Annotated in this window: 16 protein-coding genes; 7 read left to right on the top strand and 9 right to left on the bottom strand. The window is 65.3% G+C overall.

All coding sequences use genetic code 11. The features are described 5' to 3' along the window. The first annotated feature begins 67 nt into the window (after positions 1–67). A complete protein-coding gene (locus DUPY_RS25975; RefSeq protein ID WP_070252037.1) occupies positions 68–892 on the top strand; it encodes a CsgG/HfaB family protein in 825 nt (274 codons plus the stop codon). Positions 893–910: 18 nt separating this feature from the next. Beyond that, the gene (locus DUPY_RS25970; RefSeq protein WP_070252036.1) at positions 911–3553 is read left to right on the top strand and encodes a DNA internalization-related competence protein ComEC/Rec2; all 2643 of its coding nucleotides are present in this window, start codon (positions 911–913) and stop codon (positions 3551–3553) included. 6 nt (positions 3554–3559) lie between these two features. On the opposite strand, the gene DUPY_RS25965 is transcribed toward DUPY_RS25970, so the two are convergent. Genes DUPY_RS25965 through DUPY_RS25955 form a run of 3 tightly spaced genes read right to left on the bottom strand, consistent with a single transcriptional unit; the run spans position 3560 to position 8748 of the window. After that, complete coding sequence (locus DUPY_RS25965) at positions 3560–6637, bottom strand: glycosyl hydrolase family 28-related protein (RefSeq protein ID WP_070252035.1); 3078 nt, start codon at positions 6635–6637, stop codon at positions 3560–3562. A gap of 55 nt (positions 6638–6692) precedes the next feature. Next, positions 6693–7412: a FadR/GntR family transcriptional regulator gene (locus DUPY_RS25960; RefSeq protein ID WP_208600106.1), complete on the bottom strand. Its 720-nt coding sequence runs from the start codon at positions 7410–7412 to the stop codon at positions 6693–6695. After that, on the bottom strand, positions 7402–8748 hold the full coding sequence (locus tag DUPY_RS25955; RefSeq protein ID WP_070252033.1) for a GntP family permease: 1347 nt from the start codon (positions 8746–8748) through the stop codon (positions 7402–7404). Before DUPY_RS25955 ends, DUPY_RS25960 begins: the two co-directional genes overlap by 11 nt. Before the next feature lie 324 nt (positions 8749–9072). Between DUPY_RS25955 and DUPY_RS25950 the strand changes: the two genes are divergently transcribed. From DUPY_RS25950 to DUPY_RS25940, 3 genes are all read left to right on the top strand, one after another. Beyond that, positions 9073–9906: an alpha/beta hydrolase gene (locus DUPY_RS25950; protein WP_070252032.1), complete on the top strand. Its 834-nt coding sequence runs from the start codon at positions 9073–9075 to the stop codon at positions 9904–9906. Positions 9907–9960: 54 nt separating this feature from the next. After that, the gene (dcd, locus tag DUPY_RS25945) at positions 9961–10527 is read left to right on the top strand and encodes a dCTP deaminase (protein WP_026637094.1); all 567 of its coding nucleotides are present in this window, start codon (positions 9961–9963) and stop codon (positions 10525–10527) included. 99 nt (positions 10528–10626) lie between these two features. Next, the gene (locus DUPY_RS25940) at positions 10627–10989 is read left to right on the top strand and encodes a FlxA-like family protein (protein WP_070252031.1); all 363 of its coding nucleotides are present in this window, start codon (positions 10627–10629) and stop codon (positions 10987–10989) included. A 27-nt stretch (positions 10990–11016) separates the two neighbouring features. Here the strand turns inward: DUPY_RS25940 and DUPY_RS25935 are convergent, their stop codons facing one another. Genes DUPY_RS25935 through DUPY_RS25925 form a run of 3 tightly spaced genes read right to left on the bottom strand, consistent with a single transcriptional unit; the run spans position 11017 to position 14419 of the window. Further along, positions 11017–12225: a PrpF domain-containing protein gene (locus DUPY_RS25935; RefSeq protein WP_070252030.1), complete on the bottom strand. Its 1209-nt coding sequence runs from the start codon at positions 12223–12225 to the stop codon at positions 11017–11019. 3 nt (positions 12226–12228) lie between these two features. Beyond that, positions 12229–13722, bottom strand: coding sequence for a sensor histidine kinase (locus DUPY_RS25930; RefSeq protein WP_070252029.1), 1494 nt, complete (start codon positions 13720–13722; stop codon positions 12229–12231). Between the two features lie 4 nt (positions 13723–13726). Then, positions 13727–14419 carry a response regulator transcription factor gene (locus DUPY_RS25925; RefSeq protein ID WP_070252028.1) on the bottom strand — a complete coding sequence of 231 codons (693 nt, stop codon included), beginning with the start codon at positions 14417–14419 and terminating at the stop codon, positions 13727–13729. A 202-nt stretch (positions 14420–14621) separates the two neighbouring features. Here DUPY_RS25925 and DUPY_RS25920 point away from each other — a divergent pair, with 202 nt between their 5' ends. Then, entirely contained in the window at positions 14622–15527 is a 906-nt protein-coding gene (locus DUPY_RS25920; protein WP_070252027.1) for an intradiol ring-cleavage dioxygenase, read from the top strand. 15 nt (positions 15528–15542) lie between these two features. Here DUPY_RS25920 and DUPY_RS25915 read toward each other — a convergent pair whose 3' ends face one another. The 3 genes from DUPY_RS25915 to DUPY_RS25905 form a co-directional block, all read right to left on the bottom strand. Further along, positions 15543–15731, bottom strand: a complete 189-nt coding sequence (locus DUPY_RS25915; RefSeq protein ID WP_070252026.1) for a YqaE/Pmp3 family membrane protein — start codon at positions 15729–15731, stop codon at positions 15543–15545. Between the two features lie 110 nt (positions 15732–15841). Then, positions 15842–18094: an arginine/lysine/ornithine decarboxylase gene (locus DUPY_RS25910; RefSeq protein ID WP_070252025.1), complete on the bottom strand. Its 2253-nt coding sequence runs from the start codon at positions 18092–18094 to the stop codon at positions 15842–15844. A gap of 240 nt (positions 18095–18334) precedes the next feature. Then, entirely contained in the window at positions 18335–18820 is a 486-nt protein-coding gene (locus tag DUPY_RS25905) for a dihydrofolate reductase (protein ID WP_070252024.1), read from the bottom strand. A gap of 191 nt (positions 18821–19011) precedes the next feature. Between DUPY_RS25905 and DUPY_RS25900 the strand changes: the two genes are divergently transcribed. Continuing rightward, entirely contained in the window at positions 19012–21903 is a 2892-nt protein-coding gene (locus DUPY_RS25900; RefSeq protein WP_070252023.1) for an insulinase family protein, read from the top strand. Positions 21904–21922: the final 19 nt, after the last annotated feature.

The raw sequence follows: 21922 nt of genomic DNA, 5'->3' as shown, positions 1-21922 counted from the left end.
GGTGGGCCGGAGCATAATGGTTCTTTGAATGTTGTCATAACTGAATCATTTCTCAGGGAATACTCCCATGAAATCCCGTTTCTCACCACTGTGCCGGTCGCTGCCAGCTCTGCTGTTTGGCCTGCTTCTCATTCCCGTTCTATGCCGGGCCGACCCGAGCGAGGTCTCCGAACGCCAGATCGACGTGCCCCGGTGCGCCGCGCCGGCCGCCAGGGTGGTATTTACCGAATTTAAATGCAAGTCCGCCGATTGCAGTTCGGGCGCCGGGCAGCAAGACCCGCGCCAGTATCGCTGGTGGCAGTCGGGCGGCACCGTCTCGCAGCCGCATTACACGGGCGTGGGTACCGGCATGACCGAAATGCTGGCGACCGCGCTTACGCAAACCGGCTGCTTCGACGTCCAGGAACGTGCCGAGCTCGAAGAAATCCACCGCGAAATGGCGCTCATGGGCAAGCGCGTGGAGGCCGAGGCGGCCGATTACATGATCACCGGCTCTATCACGTCGCTGGGCTTCGAGCAGAGTTCCACCGGCCTGGGCGGTCTGAGTTTTCTCAAGGGACCCCTTGGTTTCATCGCTGGTGCGGTCGACTACAAGCAGTCGAAAGTGCACATGAATATCGACATCCGCGTGGTCGATGTGCGCCGCGCGCGCATTATTGCCTCCAAGACTTTTCAAGCGAATAACCAGAAGAATGGCTTCGGCTTCGCCGCCATGGGCTGGGGCGGCGGTACCGGTTTAGGAGGCAACCATGCCAGCATCAGCGGCTCGCCGCTGGAAGAAGTGGCGCGCGATCTGCTGGTCAAATCGACGGCATTCCTGACCGAGACCATCGCCGCCAAGAATATCACCGAGCACGTGGTGGTCAAGGCGGGAGAAGTGGCGGCGAAGTAGCCGCGAGGCTGGCCTGCGATGCGCGCTGCGGCAATCGGACTGGCGTGCGGCGCGGCGCTGTTGCAGACGCGGGCGCAGCTGCCCGAGCCAGCGGCAGTCGCTGTTTCATGCAGCGCGGCAGCCGCGCTGTTGCTGTTACTGTTGCTGTGGCCGGCGCGCGCTGGCTGGCGCTATTTTCCGGTGATGGCGCGCACAGGCATCGTGGCGGTAGCTGTCCGCGTGTTGCTGATCTGGTTCGTGGCAATCATCGGCGGCTTTCTCTGGGCCGCCTGGCTCGCCCATGGTGCATTGGCGCCGTCGCTGGCGCCGGAAGACGAGGGCCGTGACTTCATCATCGTCGGGACCATCGACAATCTGCCGTATCGCTTTGCCGCAGGCGCACGCTTCAATTTTGCCGTGGAGCGCGTGGAAGACCGAACCGGCAAGGCACTGCTGCCGGTGCCGGTCCCACCGCGCATCGCGATCTCCTGGTACAGCGGTTCCCGCCCACCAAAGAGTGCGCCGGGCAAAGTGCCCAAGCCGGGAAAGAAGGCCCAGGCAGGCGAGGGCGGCGAGGTTGGCAAGGTTGGCGCGGTTGGTGAAATTGGCAACGTCCAGCCCGGAGAACGCTGGCGCCTCACCGTGCGGCTGCAACGCCCGCACGCCAATGCCAACCCGCACGGGTTCGACTACGAAGCGTGGCTGCTCGAGCAGGGCGTGCGCGCCACCGGCTACGTGCGCGCCGACCGCGCCAATGGCAGGCGCGACGCATTCGTGGCCAGCGCCAACAACCTCATCGAACGCAGCCGCGCGGGGTTGCGGGCGCGGATCGAACAGGCCCTCGACGGCAGGCAGTACGCCGGCGTGATCGTGGCGCTGGTGGTGGGCGACCAGCGCGGCATCGGTCAGTCCGACTGGCAGGTGTTCAACCGCACCGGCATCGGCCACCTGGTCAGTATCAGCGGCCTGCATATCACGATGGTGGCCGGCTTGTTCGCTTGGGTGGCGCATACCTCGTGGCGGCACTCATTTTTCACCGGCGCCCAGTTGCCGCTGCTGCTGCCGGCGCAAAAGGTGGCGGCACTGGTGGGGGCAGTCAGCGCGCTGCTGTACGTGCTGCTGGCCGGCTTTGGCGTGCCGGCGCAGCGCACGCTATATATGTTGATCGTGGTGGCGGTGGCACTGTGGTGCAACCGGCTGTCCGACTTTTCACACGTGCTGTGCACGGCGCTGGGCGTAGTGGTGGTGATCGATCCGTGGGCCGTGTTGTGGCCGGGGTTCTGGCTGTCGTTCGGCGCGGTGGCGGTGATCGTGTATGCCACGGCCGGGCGCACCACGGCGCGGCCGGTGCGGACTCGAACCGATACTGAACAATCCGGCTGGGAACGGACCGATATGGATCACTCCAGCCTGGACCAGCCGCCCGGCACGCCTGCGACGCGCATGCTGGTGTGGCTGAGGCAATGGTGGCCGGCGTTAAAACTGGGCGCCCATACCCAGTATGCCGTCACGCTCGGCTTGCTGCCGCTGACCATGCTGCTGTTCTCGCAAGTGTCGGTCATCAGCCCGGTGGCCAATGCGGTGGCGATACCGTTGATCAGCCTGGTGATCACACCGCTGGCGCTGGCCGGCAGCATGTTGCCGACCGTGCTGGGCACACCGTTGCTGGTGCTGTCGCACTGGCTGGTGGAGTGGCTGGCCGCATGCCTGGCGTGGTTCAGCGGACTGCGTTACGCGGTGTGGACCGCGCCGGCGCCGCCGTGGTGGCTGTTCTGCTTTGCCATGTTTGGCACGCTGTGGCTGCTGGCGCCGCGCGGCTGGCCGGTGCGCTGGCTGGGGCTCGCCACGTGGATACCGCTGCTGGCGGCGCAGTCCACGCACCCGGCGCCCGGTCGCATGACCGTGACCGCATTCGACGTGGGGCAGGGCATGGCGCTGCTGGTCGAGACCAGCAGCCACCGCCTGCTGTACGACACCGGGCCCACTTACGGGCCGGACAGCAACGCCGGCGGGCGCGTGCTGGTGCCGTACTTGCGGGCGCGTGGCATAGCCAGGCTCGATGGCGTGGTGGTCAGTCACAGCGATGTCGATCATGCGGGCGGCGCGCTGACGGTGCTCGACAACGTGCGAGCCGACTGGGTGCTGTCCTCGCTGGCGCCCGGCCATCCGATCGCCAGGGCAGCGCGCCAGCATGTGTCGTGCGCGGCCGGCCAGCAGTGGACCTGGGACGGCGTGCTGTTCGAGGTGCTGCACCCGCTGACCACCAGTCGCAGCGACGCAGCCATCAAATCGAATGCGCGCAGTTGCGTGCTGCGCATCACCGCAAGCGGCAAGTCGGTGCTGCTGGCCGGCGATATCGAAGCGGCGCAAGAGGCGCGGCTGGTGCAACAGGAAGGCGGCCGGCTGCGCGCCGACGTGCTGCTGGCGCCGCACCACGGCAGCGGCACCAGCAGCACCCCGGCGTTTTTGCAGGCGGTGCTGCCGCAGGCCGCGATCTTCCAGGTCGGCCACCGCAATCGCTACGGCCATCCGAAAAAAGAGGTCTACCAGCGCTACGGCGACCTCGGCATCGAACGCCTGCGCACCGACCGCACCGGCGCGCTGACCATCGAGGTGGGCCCCAGCATCGAGATCCGGCGCTTTCGGCACACCGATGCACGCTACTGGCACGACCAGCCATGAACACTGCTATGGCCGGGCCGAGTACAGCGCGTGGTGGGTCAGGATGAACAGCGTGCGCCCGTCCACGCCGCCGAACAGCAGTTGCAGCGGCCGTTCCGGCACGTCGATGCGTCCCACGGCGCGGCCGCTGGCGTCGTACACGAATACCTGGCCGTTGGCGACGTACACTCGGCCGTCCGGCCCGGCCGCCACGCTCTCGCCGCCGCGCGGTGCAAAGCGCTGCAGATCGGTCAATGCGCCGCCGGCGCCAAGCAGCGCGGAGTACGTGACGTTTTCCGAGCCGTTGGCAAGGTACACGCGCGCGCCCTGGGTGCCCATGGTCCAGCCATAGGTGTCGAGCGCGTGCGAGAAGCGCCAGCCCAGGTGGTTGCCCGGGCCTTGCTGCCACACGCGATAGGCAGGCAGCGCCAGGCTGCCATCGGGCGAGACATACTCGCGCGCCTGCGGTGCGGCCACGTCCTGCGCGAACAGTTCGGCCAGGGTGGGGAAGCTGTCGCTGGCAGCGTCGTAGCGGTCACGGAACTCGCCGTTGACCCAGAAGTTGCCCGGCAGCGCGACGCGAGCGCTTGAGCGGTCACGCACCGGCGTGGCGGCGATCTGCACAACGGCCTGCGGTGCGTCGGGCTTGAGGCTGTACACGGTGGCCTCGGGGCCGTCCGAGGACAGCACCAGCAGGTGGCCCGAGCGGTCCACCGCCAGGTTGACCGGGTCGAGCGGTGCATCGGCAACGATCAAGAGCCCTTCCTGCGCAGACCAGCCATGGATGCGGTGGGCCGGCCGGTCGATGAAATAGAGTTTGCCGGCCGCATCGACCGCGCCGCCGCCCAGCGCCTGGAAGTCGCCCGCCAGGCGCGTGACCGGCGCCAGGGCAGGGGTGCCGGCCGCAATCGGTGCATCGGTGATGTCGAGTACCGCGAACTCGCGCTCGCGCACCTCGTTGCCGCGCGTGACGTCGACGATGGCGTTGGCAAACGGGTACTTGCTGGCGCGGACAAAAGTGCCGCAGCCCGCGGTGTCGCACGTCGCGAAGCCGCTTTCGGCGTTCACGTGGACATTGCGGAACCGGATCCCGGTCGAGCCATACAGCTTGACTGCCGCCGGCGCCGGGTGCACCGAACGGGTGACGCGGTAGGCGTGAAAATTGGCAAACAGGATATCGCTGGAATTGCGCACTTCGAGCGCGACGGCGGTGCGGCTCTCGCCCGCTTCTTCCTCGGTCTGCGGCGCCAGGAACTCCCAGTTGCGCACGCGGTCGAGCACGATTTCGGCGCGTACATGGTGTTCGGCCGACATCTGGTAAACATAGCCGGGCGTCGAGGTGTTCGAGACATACAGCCCGGCCTGGGCGTACGTGTTCGGGGTCCACAGGCCGTTGAAGGTGCCGCCGCCACCGTCGGTGACCCACAGGCTGGCGTATTGCGTGTCCCAGCGCTTTTTCGGATCGCTGTCGGCCGTGTGGTTGGCATTGTACGGATCGAAGCGGCTGCCGTCGGCCAGCGTGGTGCCGTGGCCGCCCATGAACTTGACGTCGTCAACCAGCGAGCGCTCGCCCGCACGCCACAGCAGGGCGGTCGCGCGTGGATTGCTGCCGCCGGTGGCCAGGCCCAGCCCGGAGACGATGGCGTCGCCGCCGCGCGCGCTCTCGATCAGCGCCCTGGCCGGTCCCACGCCGCGATAGGCGGGCGTGTCCTCGGCCAGCATGATCTGGGTGCGGCCCGGGTGCAGGCCGATCAGCACCGTGCCGGGCCGCAGTTTGAGCGTGCCTGTCACGCGGTAATACCCCATCGGGAAATACAGCACGCGGTGGCTGTCGATCGCCTTTTGCAGCACGGCGGTATCGTCGCTGGTGTTGTCGCCTTTCGCGCCGAGCGTGCGCACGTCGGTCCACTCCGCCATGGCGGGTAGCAGGCGCAGGGCGGGCGCGCGGCGGGCGGGCAGCGACGGCAGCGCCACGGCATCGACCCGCGTTGCGTACTCGCCCGGCTGACCGGCGCCGGGCAGGGTGAGGCCGTAGGTGAACGACTTCATGCGATAGTGCGGCGCCGGGCCGGCCACGGTCTTGCCGCTGTCGCGGAACCGGGCGAACACCGGCGTGGCGCTGGCCACGGCGTTGTCGAAGCCGATCTGGGTATAGACACTGCCTTCGTTGCTGATGATGATGCCGGCCCTGGTGACGTTTTCGAAGCGCACATCCTTGCCCCATAACCAGTCGCCGTAGCCACGGTCGATCTCGATGCCGACCGGGGTGTTGCGCATCACGGTGTTGACCAGGGTGAGCCCGGCCTCGTGCTCGCGGATGGCGGCGTCGCGCTGGCCGTCGAACACCGAGTCGAGCAAGGTATATTGCCAGGCCGCCGAGGTTTTTTCGGACAGGATGCCATAGCGGCCGCCATAAAATCGCAGGTTGATGCCCACATTGCCGACCTGGTAAATCCCTGCCAGCGCCGAGCCCAGGTGGAAATCGATGTGCGCCAGGTAGACCATCTGCGCGGTGTGGAAGCGCACGGCGGTGGCCGCCGGATTGCCGGCGCCGATCTCGAAATCGACATTGGCGAGCGCCGAATAGAAGGTGCCGGAATTGGCGTCGGCAATGCGCGCATCGAACGGCACGCTGGTCGGCGGCGGCACCGGCACGCGGGCCGCATCGACACCCGCCACCGGCGCCGCGCCGCCCAGGTTGACCGGCACGACCGCGCCGGGCCGGTTACCGGTGAAGAAAACCATATTGCCCACGCCTTGCTGGAAACCGGGGGTGTTATCGGCCAGCACCAGCACGGGACGGGTTTTACCCACCCCGAACAACCGCACGCCCGGCCACATGAACAGCGTGCGCGTAAGCCGGTAGCGGCCCGCCGGCAGAAACACCATGCCGCCGCCAGGTTGCGCGGCCGCCTTGTCGAGCGCGGCCTGGATCGCCGCCGTGGCGTCGGCCACGCCGTCGCCGCGCGCGTGCACGGTGACGGCATCAGGTTCGGCAGGTGCGCTCTGGTACAGCGACACCGATGCCGGCGGTTGCGCTGGCGCGGCCAGCGCGCCACCTGTCAGCGTGGCGGCGCTTAGCCACAGTGTTGCTGCTGCCTTCATTACTGCGCGCGTGATGTTTGTAGGTGTACGTGCATCGATCATCTTGTCTCCCTGGTTACGGCATCAGGCGCTTGCGGCCTTGCGACAGGTGCCAGCGCATTGCCAACGCCGCGCCGTCCGCATCTTGCGCGCGAATCGCCTCGACGATGTCGTCATGTTCGTCCATCATGGCCTTGATCGCCTCGGGCGGGCGCGAGCGCGAGATATCGACGCCGGCGTGCATCACCTGCATCACCTGCGCCTGCAGCTGGTCGAGCACCTCGATGAAGGCGGCATTGGCGGTCGCTGCGGCGATCAGGCGGTGCAGCCGCCAGTCCTCGTCGTGCGCCGGCGCATTCGACAGCAACGCCGTGCGCAAGGCTTCGAGCGCCTTCTCGATGGCCGCCAGCTGCTGGCTCGAACGGCGCTGTGCCGCCAGTCGCGCGGCTTCCGCTTCGAGCACGAAGCGCACTTCGTACGTGCCGAGCGTGGTGGCCAGGCCGTCCATCGGCATATGCGACCCCAGCCGCTCGGACGGGCGGCGCTTGACGAAGGAGCCGGCGCCCAGCCTGGTCTGCGTGATGCCGTCCGATGCCAGCCGCGCCAGCGCCTCGCGCACGATGGTGCGCGAGATGCCGAACTTCGCGGCCAGCGCCAGTTCCGAAGGCAGGCGGTCGCCGATCGCCATCTGGTCGTCCAGGATCAGCTGGACGATGCCCGCATAGGCGCGGTCGGCCAGCCTGCCCTCACCCGGCGCGGGGTGGTCTGCACCGTTGTCCATGATGTCAGATGACATGGCTCAGTACCATGACCAGCGCCAGGCCGACCACGGAAATCGTGGTTTCCAGCAGCGACCAGGTGCGGAAGGTGTCCGCCGTACTGGTGCCCACGTAGCTTTTCACCAGCCAGAAGCCGGGGTCGTTGACGTGGCTGAAGAACACCGATCCGGCGCCGATCGCCAGCACCACCAGCTCCGGCGAAACGCCGGACCCGGCCACCACGCCCGGCATGATGCCGACGGCAGTGATGGTGGCCACCGTGGCCGAACCGGCCGCCAGCCGTATCGCCACCGCCACCAGCCAGCCCAGCACCAGCGGCGAGATCGAATACATCAGCACCGTGCGCGCCAGCAGGTCGGACAGGCCGGCCGTCACCAGCACCTGCTTCAACGCGCCACCGGCGCCGATGGCCAGCAGGATGGCGCCGGCTGCGCCCATGGTTTCGTGCCACACCGCCTCCTGGATCGCCGCCTCGCGCAGCCGTTTGCCGAACAGCAGCGGCAGCGCCAGCAGGTTGGTCAAGAGCAGGGCGACGACCGGATTGCTGGCGGCGGCCAGCCAGGGCTCGCCGCGCATGCCGGGGATCATCTGGCCCAGTTCGCCGGTGGCGATCATCAGCACCGGCAGCAGCACGATCAGCAGCGATGGCAGCCGCGCCGGCGGCGCGATGACGAGATTGGTTTCGGTGGCGATCGGCGTGGCCAGCCGCACGCCGCGCGTGGTAAACCTGGCCAGCACCGGCCCGGCGATGACGGCGGTGGGAATCGCGATCAGTATGCCGTAGAACATGGTCAGGCCCAGGTTGGCGCCCAGCGCCTCGACCGCCAGCAGCGGTCCCGGATGCGGGGGCACCAGCGCGTGGACCACGCCCAGCCCGGCCAGCGCCGGCATGATCAGCCGTAGTTTGGCAGCGTCGCGGTCGGTGCCGCCCCGGCTGGCCATCTCTTCGGCTGCCGCCACCACGATTGGCAACAGCAGCACCAGGCCGGTCTCGAAGAACAATGGCAGGCCGACGATGATGGCGATGCCAAGCGTGGCCCAGGGCGCGGCACGCACGCCGGTCAGCTGCAGCGCGCTTTTGGCCAGCGCAGCGGCCGCGCCCGATAAATGCAGCATGGCGCCGAGCGACAGGCCGAGCGCCACCACCAGGCCGGTGCCGCCGATGATGTCGCCCACGCCTTTTTGCACGGCCTTGGCAACTGCGGACAGCGGCAGTCCGGCCAGCAGGCCGACCGTAAAGGCGCCGCATAACAGTCCGATGAAAGGGTGCAGGCGGCCGCGGACGATCATCAGCACGGCCAGCAGGATGCCGGTCAGCGCCGCGATGACCAGCTGCATGTCGTGGCCGATCATGACACGGTGCTTTCTTGCCGGCGCAGCGGTAGCGCCCCATGGCGGGGTACTTGTATGGTTTGCATTGTTGTCTCCTCGTCCCGTCGGTTTGCTGCCACCGAATTCGAGGGATCCGGTTGGACAGGTTTGCGGGCTGGACTCGAGTATGCGCGATGTTTTCGCTCAAAATCAAGCAAATATTGTGATCGAATTGAAAACCTGTCGGACAGCATCGGCGAACGCGGCATGGCGCTGGCATCGCGTTAGAGCGTTTCCCCCACGCAGGGCAGGGCGTCCGCCATTACAATTGGCAGTCAACATAAAAACAAGCAACGGAGATCACCGGTGACCCAGCCCAAGCTTCATTTCGCCCACGCCAACAGCTACCCGGCCGGCGTGTATCGCCAGCTGTTCGACCGGCTGGGCGAACATTTCGACGTGCAGGCGCTGGACATGCACGCCCACAACCCGCATTACCCGGTCACCGACTGCTGGCCGCACCTGGTAGATGAATACATTGCCGAGCTGGTGGCGCGCTACACCGAGCCGGTGATCCTGGTCGGCCATTCGCTCGGGGGCATGCTCAGTTTGCTGGTGGCGCAGCAGCGGCCCGACCTGGTGCGCTGCGTGGTCATGCTCGATGCGCCGGTCGTGGCCGGCTGGCGGGCGCTGGTGTGGCGCCTGATCAAGCTGGTGGGCAAGGAGTACGACATGCCGCCGGCCAAGTTCTCCAGGCGCCGCCGGTTCGTGTGGCCCGATGCCGAGAGCGCCCATCAGCATTTTGCCGGCAAGGATATCTTTGCCGCCTGGGCGCCAGGCGTGCTGGCCGACTACATCGCCTGCGGCCTCAAGCCGCACCCGGAAGGCGTGCAACTGCGATTTACGCGCGACATCGAAACCAGGGTGTATGCCACCTTGCCGCACCACCTGGGCGGCATCCTGCGCCAGGGCCTGAAGGTACCGATCGGCTTCATCGGCGGCGCCGATTCGTGGGAAACCAGCCAGTCGGGCCACCAGCATACGAAAGCGCTGGTGGGGCCGCATTTCCGCATCGTGCCCGGTGGCCATTTGTTTCCGATGGAGGCGCCGCTGGTGGCGGCCGATGCGACCATCGCCATGATCGGCGAATTAATCGGTGGACAGTCTAAAAATGTGTTGAAGGCGGATGCTTTCGCGTAAAATCTCGTCCATTCGGCGCAGCCGCGCCCTCCCAGCACTCAGGATGACTTTGCGATGACGATTAAAAGCGATAAATGGATACGCCGCATGGCGCAAGAACACGGCATGATCGAGCCGTTCTTCCCGGACCAGGTGCGCATGGAAGAAGGCCGCAAGGTCATTTCCTATGGCACGTCGTCGTACGGCTACGACATCCGCTGCGCCGATGAATTCAAGGTCTTCACCAACATCAACAGCACCATCGTCGATCCGAAGAATTTCGATTCGAACTCGTTCGTCGATATCAAGAGCGACGTCTGCATCATCCCGCCGAACTCGTTCGCGCTGGCCCGCACCGTCGAATACTTCCGCATTCCGCGCAGCGTACTGACCGTGTGCCTCGGCAAATCGACCTATGCCCGCTGCGGCATCATCGTCAACGTCACTCCGTTCGAACCGGAATGGGAAGGCTATGTAACGCTGGAGTTCTCCAACACCACGCCGCTGCCAGCGAAGATCTACGCCGGCGAAGGCTGCGCGCAAGTGCTGTTCTTCGAAAGCGACGAGCTGTGCGACGTATCGTACAAGGACCGCAACGGCAAGTACCAGGGCCAGCACGGCGTGACATTGCCGCGCGCATAAGCTTCTTAACGTCGCTTTACATCACTTTACATGACGCGGGCTTCGGCCCGCTTTTTATTTGCCGATACCTTCCTTAACAATACAGTTGAGGGAGCAAACATGGTATCAGCAGTGGGATCGAGTTCGGCAGCGGCAAGCGCCAGCAGCGTTTCGTCGGAAAGCAGCACCATCGCCAACCTGCAAAAGCAGATGCAGTCCCTGCAAAAGGATTTGACGCAAGCGAGCAAGGATACGTCGGAGGCAGGCCAGGCCAAAGCCAAGCTGTTGCAGACGCAGGTGGAAGCCATCGCGCAGCAGATCGCCCAATTACAGGCGCAGGCGGCGCAGAAGGCCCAGCAACAGCAGGCCGCAGCGGCCACGGCTGCCGATACCGCCACGACCGATACGGCAACCGGCACCAGCACCAGCGCCGCCAGGTCGCGCTACGACACCGTCGGTTCCATCATCGATACGACGGCGTGAAGGCTGGCCCGGGAGGGCGGGTCCGTCTTACCGGGCCACCCGCTCCATGATGCCGGCCATCAGCGCGCGGGACGCACGGTACAACGGCGCATGGCCGCGCAGCAGCACCTGCGCGCTGCGGCGATAGGCGGCGCTGCGAATCTCGGGCAGTCCGCCGGTCATGCGCGCCACCACGGTGGCGTCGAGGATGCCGGCCGGGTTCTCGATGCCCACTTCCACGTCGCCAAACTCGCCTCCGAGCACGGGCAGGCCGCGCGCTACCCGCTGCGCCACCGAACCAGGTACCAGGCAGGCCGCCGCCAGGCAGCAGCCACCTGACACCGCCATCGACGCGTGGCCCATTTGCGGCGTGAAGTAGCGCACGGCAATATTGCCGCTCGCCTGCGGCTGGCCGACGATGCAGATTTTCGGGATGGTCTCGCTGCGCGCCAGGTCGTCTTCGGTCATCGGGCTGCCGTCGCGGCGCTGCAAGCCCATGCGCAGGCCGGCCGTGACCCACAGGCGTTTCAGGGTTTGCTTGAAGATGGGATCGGCGTCGAGTTCGGCGATCGATTCGCGCGCAGTCTTGCCCAGCTCGGCCGCATCGCAGATCACCATCGGTACCGCCACATCCACGCACGACACCGAATAACCGTCGATCACATCGACTGCGCTGCCGGTGGGCAGCAGGCGCCCGGTCTTGGCGCCGACCGGCGACTGCATGAACAGGTCCACCGCAGGCCAGGCGCCATCGACGCCGGGAATCTCGGCGGCGACAAAGCTGCCGTCCGGCCTGGTTTGCATGCGCGAGACGGTGGTGACGCCAGTGTTGGTATTGCGGATCTGCAGGTCGGCTGCCGAGCTGACCATGCCGCTATCGAGCGCCCACAGTTGCAGGGCCGCCGACATATTGCCGCAATTGACGCTCCAGTCGATGGCGCCGTGGTTGTGCGCCAGCTGCGCCAGTGTGCTGACCAGTACGTCGCCATCGCCATCGCTGCTGCGTTCGATATCGGCAAAAAACACCTTGTTGCTGGTGGGGCCGCCGCGTCCCAGTCCCGTGATTTGCTTGTTGCGGTCGTTCTGCCCGGCCAGCGGCACGCCCATCAGGTGGCGCAGCAGTTCTTCGCGCAGCGCCACATCGGCTGGCGCCCAGCGGTCCCACAGTACCAGCCCGGTGGAGGTGCCGCCACGCATGTGGTGGACCGGAAATTCCAGCACGCCATGGCGCAGCCGTGGAGCGAACAATTCAGTCATGATTTACTGCGGCTTGACCGGCAGGATAATTTCCACGCACAGCCCGCCGCCTTCGCGATTGGAGGCCCGTATCGTACCACCATGCGCCTCGATCACGTGCTGGGCAATCGCCAGCCCCAGGCCGTGGCCCTCGGTGCTGGCGTTGCTGGAGCGGAAGAAGGGGTGGAAAATGGTGTCCAGTTCGGCTGGCGCCACACCGGGACCCCGGTCGAGCACGCGGATCGACAGGCGACGCTGGTCATGCAGCGACTGCACGTGCAGCTGCACCTCGCCACCGTCGGGGCTGTGTTTGATGGCGTTGCGCACGACGTTTTCGATGGCGCGGCCCAGCAGGTCGGTCTGGCCGACCACCACCACGTCGGCCTCGCCATCTTGCGATACGCTGCGTTGCACACTGGCGGCCTCGAAGCGGGCGTCGTCGGCTACCTGGTCGATCAGGTCGGCCATGCTGATGTCTTCCTGCGCGGCCTTGATGGCGCCGGCTTCCAGCCTGGCCAGGGTCAGCAGTTCACCGACCAGCTTGTCCATGCGCACGCTTTCACGTTCCACCCGCGCCATCGAGGCGGCCATCTTGTCCGGTTGCTGGTGCGCCAGGCCAATCGCGGCCTGCAGGCGCGCCAGCGGCGAGCGCAGCTCGTGGGAGACGTCGTGCAGCAGGCGGGTCTGGCCGTCGATCAGGCTGCGCAGGCGCGCGGTCATGCGGTCGAAGTCGCGGCCCAGGTCGTTGAGTTCTGTACCGCGCTTGCCGGCGGCATTGACAAAGCGCGGCGACAGGTCGCCGCCGGCGGCAGCGTCGAACGCCTGCCGCAGCGCGCGGATGGGGCGCGAGAAATACCAGGCCAGCAGGAACGAGAACAGCAGGCTGGCCAGCACGGCCGCCGCCAGCGGTACCCACGGCGTCAGTGGCTGGAAGCGCGGGCCCATCGGTCCGCGCATATCGCCGCCAGGGGCTCCGCCCGGATTCGCCTGGCCTGCTGGTCCGCCTTGACCTGCCCGGTTCGGTTGCCCACCGGGCATGCCCTCGCGGTTCATGAACATGCGCAAATCGCGGTCGTTAATGCCAAGCAGCGAGCGCTCCTTGTCGTAGCCGCGCATCCGTTCCGACGACGGCAGGAACAGCAGGTAGCGGTTGCCTTGCGGATCATAGACATGGCGCACCACGCGGCGCCGCTCTTCGTCGCGCAGCAGGGCGCGCGATTCGCGCAGCATGGCATCGCTGACGATGCGGCCCAGCAGCTCGCGGCCGGCATCGTTGACGGCGTACACGCGGCGGCGGTCCATGTTTTCCAGCATGCGCTTGAGCGCATTGGCGCCGCCAAACTCGAGCGTGGCGGCAGCGGAATTGATCGCCATCTCCGCCGGCGGGCTGGTATCGATGTCGGTTTGCTCGGCCTGCTGGTTGCGGTTCTTGAGCCACACCGCGCCGCCGATGCCCACGGTGGCCGCCAGTTGCGCCAGCAGGATGCACACGAAGAACTTCCAGAACAAACGGCCCACAGGCTTACTCCTTGATCAGCTGATAGCCCAGGCGGTACACGGTTTGCAGGCACGAACGGCCGTCGGCGATGGTGCCGAGCTTGTGGCGCAGACTCGAGAGGTGAACGTCGATATTGCGGTCGAAGCGGGCCAGCGGTCGGCCCAGGCCCTGTTCCGACAGGGTGTTCTTGCTGACCGGGCGGCCGGCGTTGCGGGCCAGCACTTCGAGCAGGTTGAATTCGGTGCTGGTCAGCTCCAGCTTGCCGCCGGCCCAGGTGGCGCGCCGCTGTTCCGGCCACATGGTCAGCTGGCCCACCACGATGGCCGAGGCGTTGCCGCTCTCGGCCGGCACGCTGTGGGCGCGGCGCAGGATGGCGCGGATGCGCGCCGTCAGCTCGCGCGGGGTGCACGGTTTGGCGACGTAATCGTCAGCGCCCAGTTCCAGGCCGACGATGCGGTCGGTATCGTCGCCGCGGCCGGTGAGCATCAGGATCGGCAACTGGCTGTTGGTGCGGATGCGGCGCAGGGTTTCCAGGCCGTTCATGCGCGGCATCATGACGTCGAGGATGGCGATCGCATAAGCGCCGGTGCTGGCCTCGATGGTGCCAGCCTCGCCATCGTGCACGGCCTTGACCTCGAAACCTTCCTGTTCCAGGTATTCCTTGAACATGCCGACCAGCTCGATGTCGTCGTCTATCAGCAGTACTTTGCTCTTCATGTGCAGCGATTCTCTGGATGGGGATCGCCCATCATAACAGCGGCGCCAAGGCCAAAGCAGCGTTTTACCCGGTTTTACATGAAGCTGCTTTGTGGAAATAGACTGTCAAAACGGCATCTTTACCTGGTTTTACCGTGGCTTTACGAGACTTAACCTGGTGCAGCGGGACAATAATCAGAACACATCAACAGGGAGCAGTCTCATGCATAACCACGACCACCATGACTACCACAGTCACCACGACCACAGCCTGGCCGCCGACCTGGCCGCCATGCTCGACCTGAGCAGCGACCGCCGCCAGAGCTTGCGCTGGCTGCTCGCTGGTGCGTCGGCGCTGCCGCTCCTCGGCTGCGGCGGCGGCTCCGACACCGACAGCGCGGCCACCACGGCCACCACTGCGCCAGCAAGCGGCGCCACCACCACCACCACCACCACTCCCACCACCACCACGCCGACCGGTTCGTGCTCGGTGATTCCCGAAGAGACCGGTGGCCCTTATCCGGCCGACGGCACCAACAGCAACGCCGCCGGCGTGGTCAACGTGCTCACGCAGTCGGGCGTGGTGCGCAGCGATATCCGCAGCAGTTTCAACGGCGCCACCGGCAGCGCAGCCGGCGTGCCGTTGACCATCAAGCTGCAAATCGTCAACGTGAACGGCAGCTGCGCGGCGCTCGATGGCTACGCGGTGTACCTGTGGCACTGCGACCGGGACGGCAACTATTCGCTGTATTCAAGTGGCGTGACGACGCAAAACTACCTGCGCGGGGTGCAGGTGAGCGACAGCAGTGGCAATCTGGGATTTACGACGATTTATCCGGGCTGTTACGCGGGCCGGGTGCCGCATGTGCATTTCGAGGTGTACCGGTCGCTCACTGCTGCGACCAGTGCCTCGAACCGCATCAAGACCTCGCAGTTGGCGTTTCCGGACGCGGCCAGCAACGCGGTGTATGCGACCACCGGCTACAGCGCCAGCGTGCGCAATATGGCAGCCATCAGCCTGGCGACGGACAATGTGTTTGGCGACGGCGCTGCGCTGCAAGTGGTGAGCATAACCGGCAACGTCACCGATGGCTATGTGGCGACGTTGACGGTTGGCGTGGCAGGGTAAGCTGGATGGACCGAATCAGCGGCCCAGGGCGTCGCGGATTTTCTGGTCGGTCTTGTACTGGCTCAGCGCATACACGGCCCAGATCGCCGCTGGCAGCCAGCCGATCAGGGTGACCTGCAGGATCAGGCAGATGATGCCGGCGATAGGGCGGCCGATGGTGAAGAAGGTGAGCCACGGCAGCAGCAGTGCAATGATCAGACGCATGTGTTTTATCTTTCTTGGCCTGCAAACGACAGGAACGTGCGGGCGAGATGCCCTCGGACGCAATTTAGCATAAAAAAAGAGCGGCTTCGGCCGCTCTTTTACTGTGGTGCTTACTGCTTAACGCAATCGACGAAGTAACCGCGCTTGCCATCGACTTCACGCTTGACCAGGCCGTGCACATCGGTCTCGAAGCCGGGGAAGCGCTCGTTGAAGTCGCGCGCGAAGCGCAGGTAATCGACGATGGTCTTGTTGAAGCGCTCACCGGGAATCAAAAGGGGAATGCCCGGCGGATAAGGCGTCAGCAGGATCGACGTGATGCGGCCTTCCAGGTCCTCGATCGCCACGCGCTCGATTTCGCGGTGCGCCATCTTGGCGAATGCGTCCGACGGCTTCATGGCCGGGATCATGTCCGACAAGTACATCTCGGTGGTCAGGCGCGCCACATCGTAGGCCTTGTAGAAGTCGTGGATCTGCTGGCACAGGTCGCGCAGGCCCATCGACTCGTAGGTCGGATTGGCGGCTGCGAACTCGGGCAGGATGCGCCACATCGGCTGGTTCTTGTCGTAGTCGTCCTTGAACTGCTGCAGCGCCGTCAACAAGGTGTTCCAGCGGCCCTTGGTAATGCCGATGGTGAACATGATGAAGAACGAATACAGGCCGCACTTCTCGATGATCACGCCGTGTTCGGCCAGGTACTTGGTGACGATCGAGGCCGGAATGCCGGAGTCCGAGAACTGGCCGTCTAGCGACAGGCCCGGGTTGACGATGGTGGCCTTGATCGGGTCGAGCATGTTGAAGTTGGGCGCCAGGTTGCCGAAGCCGTGCCAGTCGTCTTCCGCCTTGATCACCCAGTCTTCGCGCGAGCCGATGCCTTCTTCGGCGAAGTCCTGCGGACCCCATACCTTGAACCACCAGTCTTTGCCCCACTCGGCGTCGATCTTTTTCATGGCGCGGCGGAAGTCCAGCGCTTCCAGGATCGATTCTTCCACCAGCGCGGTGCCGCCCGGCGCTTCCATCATGGCCGCAGCGACGTCGCACGAGGCGATGATCGAGTATTGCGGCGAGGTGGACGTGTGCATCAGGTACGCCTCGTTGAAGGCGTCGCGATCGAGCTTGACCGACTCCGATTCGCGCACCAGCACTTGCGAGGCCTGCGACAGGCCCGCGAGCAGCTTGTGGGTGGACTGGGTGGAGAAGATCATCGACTCCTTGGCGCGCGGGCGGTCCTTGCCGATCGCGTGCATGTCCTTGTAGAAGTCGTGGAAAGTGGCGTGCGGCAGCCATGCTTCGTCGAAGTGCAGCGTGTCGATCTGGCCGTCGAGCAGTTCGCGCAGGGTTTCGACGTTGTACACCACGCCGTCGTAGGTCGATTGGGTAATCGTCAGGATGCGCGGCTTCTTGTTGACGGCTTCGCGCGCGAACGGGTTGGCTTCGATCTTGCGGCGGATGCTCTCCATCGAGAACTCGGCCAGCGGGATCGGGCCGATGATGCCCAGGTGGTTCCGGGTCGGCATCAGGAACACGGGAATCGCGCCGCACATGATGATCGAGTGCAGGATCGACTTGTGGCAGTTACGATCGACGACCACGATGTCGCCGGGCGCCACGGTGGAGTGCCACACCATCTTGTTCGAGGTGGACGTGCCGTTGGTGACGAAATAGCAGTGGTCGGCGTTGAAGATGCGCGCGGCGTTGCGCTCGGACTTGGCGACCGGGCCGGTGTGGTCGAGCAGCTGGCCCAGTTCTTCGACGGCGTTGCAGACGTCGGCGCGCAGCATGTTCTCGCCGAAGAACTGGTGGAACATCTGGCCAATTGGCGATTTCAGGAACGCCACGCCGCCCGAGTGGCCGGGGCAGTGCCACGAGTACGAGCCGTCGTTGGCGTATTCCACCAGCGCGCGGAAGAACGGCGGCGCCAGGCCGTCGAGGTAGGACTTGGCTTCGCGGATGATGTGGCGCGCGACGAATTCCGGCGTGTCCTCGAACATGTGGATGAAGCCGTGCAGCTCGCGCAGGATATCGTTGGGGATGTGGCGCGAGGTGCGGGTTTCGCCGTACAGGTAGATCGGGATGTCGGCGTTCTTGTGGCGGATCTCTTCGACGAAAGCGCGCAGCGACTTCAGGGCCACGTCGGTTTCCTCGGTGGAGCCGGCGCCGAATTCCTCGTCATCGATCGACAGCACGAAAGCCGACGCGCGCGACTGCTGCTGGGCGAACTGGGACAGGTCGCCGTAGCTGGTCACGCCCACCACTTCCATGCCTTCTTTTTCCATCGCATCGGCCAGGGCGCGAATGCCCAGGCCGGACGTGTTCTCGGAACGGAAATCCTCGTCGATAATGACGATGGGGAAACGAAATTTCATGCATGTCTCCAAAAAAGCAAGCCGCCCATCACTTGTGTATCGGGGCGGCCCTGGGCGCGACCACTATTTGACAGGGTCGCCGAAAAAAATAAGAACGGGATTCTCGCAGAAATGCAGCCGCTGCGGGGAAAAAATATCATATCGAAATACGGCCAAACCCGGGCAGAATGCCGCACCGGTGTGACCGCATTGTTACACGCATCGCTAATTTTCGTCACCTGTATAGGCCACAAGCCGATTTTATCCGCGCCGGCTGTAGGTGACGAACGCGTAAGGCAGGCTGGACGCAGCCGAAACATGGCTTTCCCGCGCGGTTTCCTGCCAGGCGGCCGGGTCGATTTCCGGGAAAAACGCGTCGCAAGCGAAGGTTTGGCCGATTTCGGTAACGATCAGGGTGGCGGCCAGCCCCATCGACTGCTGGTAAATCTCGGCGCCGCCGATGACGTAGCCGTCGGCGCCATCGAGCAGCGCCACGGCTGCCTCGAGCGAGCCGACCGTCTCTGCGCCCTCGTGGCGCCAGTCCGCATTGCGGGTGACGACGATGTTGCGACGGTTGGGCAGCGGGCGGCCGATCGACTCGAACGTCTTGCGGCCCATGATGATCGGGTGGCCGGTGGTGACGCGCTTGAAATGCGCGAGGTCCTCGGGCAGCTTCCACGGCAGGCTGTTATTGATACCGATGCCGCGTTGCTGGTCGGTGGCGACGATAATGATGAGATTGCTCATGGCGTTAGTCTAAAGTTAACTGATTGGGCTGCAATGGCCGTCATTATCGCGGAAATCCGCTTGCTTCACCAAGCCAGGCCCGTGGCGTACGCCTCCTCCGACGAGATTGCCGATCTGCGTTACACTGTGTCCTATGTAACCCCTCTGAAATCCGGCTTTTTTAGCCCAACGAAAAGCCCAACCGAGTGCCTATGACGACGACTTTTGAAAAAATCGGCAGCCGCGTGATCCCCGCGCTGCAAGCCACCGTGGAAGAATACATCTCGCCGCGCACCGGTGCGCGCCACATCCACCTCGCCAGCGACCAGGCGGAAAAGGTGTTTCTGGTGGCGTTCCCCACCGTGCCCGACGTCAGCGACGGCCGTGCCCACATCCTGGAGCACCTGTCGCTGTGCGGCTCGCAACGCTACCCGGTGCGCGACCCGTTCTTCGCCATGATGCGCCGTTCCACGGCCACCTTCATGAACGCGTTCACCTACGCCGACCGCACCGTCTACCCGTTTTCCAGCACCGACAGCAAGGATTTCTATAACCTGCTCGACGTCTACCTGGACGCCACTTTCTTCCCCAACCTCGACTACCTGAACTTCCTGCAGGAAGGCTGGCGCTACGTCCTCAAGGACGGCAAGCTCGGTTACCAGGGCGTGGTGTTCAACGAAATGAAGGGCGCCTTCAACGATCCGATCCGCGCGCTGTACAGCGGTATCGAAAACACCCTGCTGGCCGGCACCACGTACGAAGTCGAATCGGGCGGCGATCCTTTGGTAATCCCGGAGCTGACGCACCAGATGCTCAAGGACTTCCACGCCAGCCATTACCACCCGTCGCAAGCCGTGTTCATGACCGCCGGCGACATCAGCGCGGTGGATGTGCAGCTGCAGATCGAAGACAAGGTGCTGTCCAAGTTGCCGGCATTGAACGCGCCGCGCATGCTGCCGGAACTGGCTGCTGCCTGGCCTGAGCCGAAATCGAACGAAGTGCGGATCCCGTCGCAAACCGCCAAGCCCGACGAACACGGCGTGCAGATCACCTGGCTGATGGGCGAGTCGTCCGATATCGACGTCTACTTCAATACCTATTTGCTGTCGTCGGGCCTGTTGGGCGACTCGTCGTCGCCGGTGATGAAGGCGATGGAATCGGCCGGTTTCGGCCGTCCGTCCGCGCTCAACGGCCAGGACAACGGCCCGCGCCAGATGATTTTCCACCTCGGCATGGAAGGCCTGACCGAACCGCAGATCGATTTAGCGCGCGACCGCATCTGGACCGCGCTGGAACGCGCTGCGGAAGAGGGCGTGCCGACCGAATCGCTGCAAGCGGCCCTGCGCGACGTGCGCTACAGCCAGCGCGATACCGCGTCCGGGCGCATGCCCAACGCCCTGTCGCGCCTCTTGAACGCGCTGCCGGTGTCGATGCGCGATGGCGACGTGTTCCTGGCATTCGATAACGAAGCACACCTGGTCAAGCTGGAACAGGCGATTGCCGATCCCGCGTATTTCAAGGGCCTGGTGCGCAAGCTGCTCGACAACCCGACTCGCCTCACCACCCGCGTGGTGCCCGACGCCGACTACTTCAAGAAGCGCGACGCCATCGAGGAAGCCCGCCTGGAAGAGCGCACCCGCGCCCTGACCGATCTTGAGCGCGCCCGCATCGAAAAGGAATCGGCCGACCTGGAAGCGCACCAGCAGCTGCCGTCGAACTCCGACGTGCTGCCGCGCATACGCCCGGCCGACGTCAGTGCCGAGCCGCGCGCGGCGTTGCCGCTGCCGTCGCCGCTGGGCGATGCCGGCGACGCCATCGTGCTGCCGTTCGAGATCGCCTCCAATGGCCTGTCGTATGTGCGCGTGAGCTACGACGTTTCCGGCTTCGCGGTCGAGGACTGGCCGTGGCTGCGCCTGTGGGTGGACCTGGTGACCCAATTGGGCGTGGGCGACATGGACTACGAGGACGCCGATGCCTGGCGCCAGCGCATGGCGCCCTCGTACGACCTCAATTTCGACGCGACCCAGCACCCGGGCGGCCACTTGAGCATGGAGCTGTGGTTCGCCGCCAGCGGCTTGCGCGAAGAACACGAGAACATCGCGCAACTGGTGTCGCGTAGCCTGGCCGAAGCACGCTTCGACGAACATGAACGCCTGGCGTTCCTGATCGACAGCCAGGTGCAGGACCGCCTGAACGGCCTGGCGCAGTCGGGCAATCGCTATGCCATGTTGACGTCCGCCGCGCCATTGTCGGTGCTGCGCCGCTTCGAGGATATCGTCAGTGGCGCGGCCAGCCTGGCGTTCCAGGGCGAGCTGCTGGAACTGAGCAAAACCCCGGAAGGCCTGGCGCACATTGCCGGCCGCCTGAACGCGCTGCACCGCCGCGTGATCGCCATCACGCCGACCGTGCTCGCTGCCGGCGCCGGCACCGACGGTGCAGACTTGGGCCGCCTGCTCAAGCTGCCGGCGTCGCAAGCTGCGATGCCGGCGGTGGCGCCCAAGCTGGGCACCATCGCGCTGGAAAACGCCGGTCTGCACGCGGTCAGCCAGATCAATCACTGCGTGGTGTCGTACCGCGCGCCGATGATGCAGGAAGATGGCGCCGCCGCACTGGCCGTCGCCGCCGAACTGATGACCAACCAGCTGCTGCACGTGGCGCTGCGCGAGAAGGGCGGCGCCTACGGCGGCAATGCCGGCTACAACGGCGGCACCGGCACCTTCCTGATGGCGTCGTACCGCGATCCGCGCCTGGCCGAAACCTATGCCGACTTCGACACGGCGATCGACGACTTGCTCACCGGCGAGTTCTCGCAGGAGATGCTGGAAGAGGCGATCATCTGCGTGATCAAGGGCATGGACAAGCCCAACTCGCCGTACGACCAGGTGCTGCACGCCTGGGGCCTGAAACGCCGCGGCATCGACCAGGCCCTGCGCCAGCGCTTCCGCACCGAGGTGCTTACGTGCAGCCTGGAGCAAATCCGCACGGCAGTGCGCACCTGGCTCAAGAACGGCGAACCTAGTCGCGCGGCGTTCGTGGGTGACGTGACCAAGGATGTGGCGGGGTTGAGGGTGGTGGATTTGCTGGGCCTGGCCAAGAAGGCGTAACCAGAAGGTGTAAAGCTGA

Origin of the sequence: Duganella phyllosphaerae, assembly GCF_001758785.1 — a bacterium.
Lineage (GTDB): Bacteria > Pseudomonadota > Gammaproteobacteria > Burkholderiales > Burkholderiaceae_D > Rugamonas > Rugamonas phyllosphaerae.
The sequence above is the reverse complement of the archived record's forward strand: the minus strand, read 5'-3'. Positions and strand labels throughout refer to the sequence as shown.

Excerpts from the sequence above, each read along its gene's own strand:
- DUPY_RS25975 (WP_070252037.1), top strand. The coding sequence starts at position 68 with ATGAAATCCCGTTTCTCACCACTGTGCCGGTCGCTGCCAGCTCTGCTG.
- DUPY_RS25970 (WP_070252036.1), top strand. The coding sequence starts at position 911 with ATGCGCGCTGCGGCAATCGGACTGGCGTGCGGCGCGGCGCTGTTGCAG.
- DUPY_RS25965 (WP_070252035.1), bottom strand. The coding sequence starts at position 6,637 with ATGAAGGCAGCAGCAACACTGTGGCTAAGCGCCGCCACGCTGACAGGT.
- DUPY_RS25960 (WP_208600106.1), bottom strand. The coding sequence starts at position 7,412 with ATGTCATCTGACATCATGGACAACGGTGCAGACCACCCCGCGCCGGGT.
- DUPY_RS25955 (WP_070252033.1), bottom strand. The coding sequence starts at position 8,748 with ATGATCGGCCACGACATGCAGCTGGTCATCGCGGCGCTGACCGGCATC.
- dcd (WP_026637094.1), top strand. The coding sequence starts at position 9,961 with ATGACGATTAAAAGCGATAAATGGATACGCCGCATGGCGCAAGAACAC.
- DUPY_RS25940 (WP_070252031.1), top strand. The coding sequence starts at position 10,627 with ATGGTATCAGCAGTGGGATCGAGTTCGGCAGCGGCAAGCGCCAGCAGC.
- DUPY_RS25935 (WP_070252030.1), bottom strand. The coding sequence starts at position 12,225 with ATGACTGAATTGTTCGCTCCACGGCTGCGCCATGGCGTGCTGGAATTT.
- DUPY_RS25925 (WP_070252028.1), bottom strand. The coding sequence starts at position 14,419 with ATGAAGAGCAAAGTACTGCTGATAGACGACGACATCGAGCTGGTCGGC.
- DUPY_RS25920 (WP_070252027.1), top strand. The coding sequence starts at position 14,622 with ATGCATAACCACGACCACCATGACTACCACAGTCACCACGACCACAGC.
- DUPY_RS25915 (WP_070252026.1), bottom strand. The coding sequence starts at position 15,731 with ATGCGTCTGATCATTGCACTGCTGCTGCCGTGGCTCACCTTCTTCACC.
- DUPY_RS25910 (WP_070252025.1), bottom strand. The coding sequence starts at position 18,094 with ATGAAATTTCGTTTCCCCATCGTCATTATCGACGAGGATTTCCGTTCC.
- DUPY_RS25905 (WP_070252024.1), bottom strand. The coding sequence starts at position 18,820 with ATGAGCAATCTCATCATTATCGTCGCCACCGACCAGCAACGCGGCATC.
- DUPY_RS25900 (WP_070252023.1), top strand. The coding sequence starts at position 19,012 with ATGACGACGACTTTTGAAAAAATCGGCAGCCGCGTGATCCCCGCGCTG.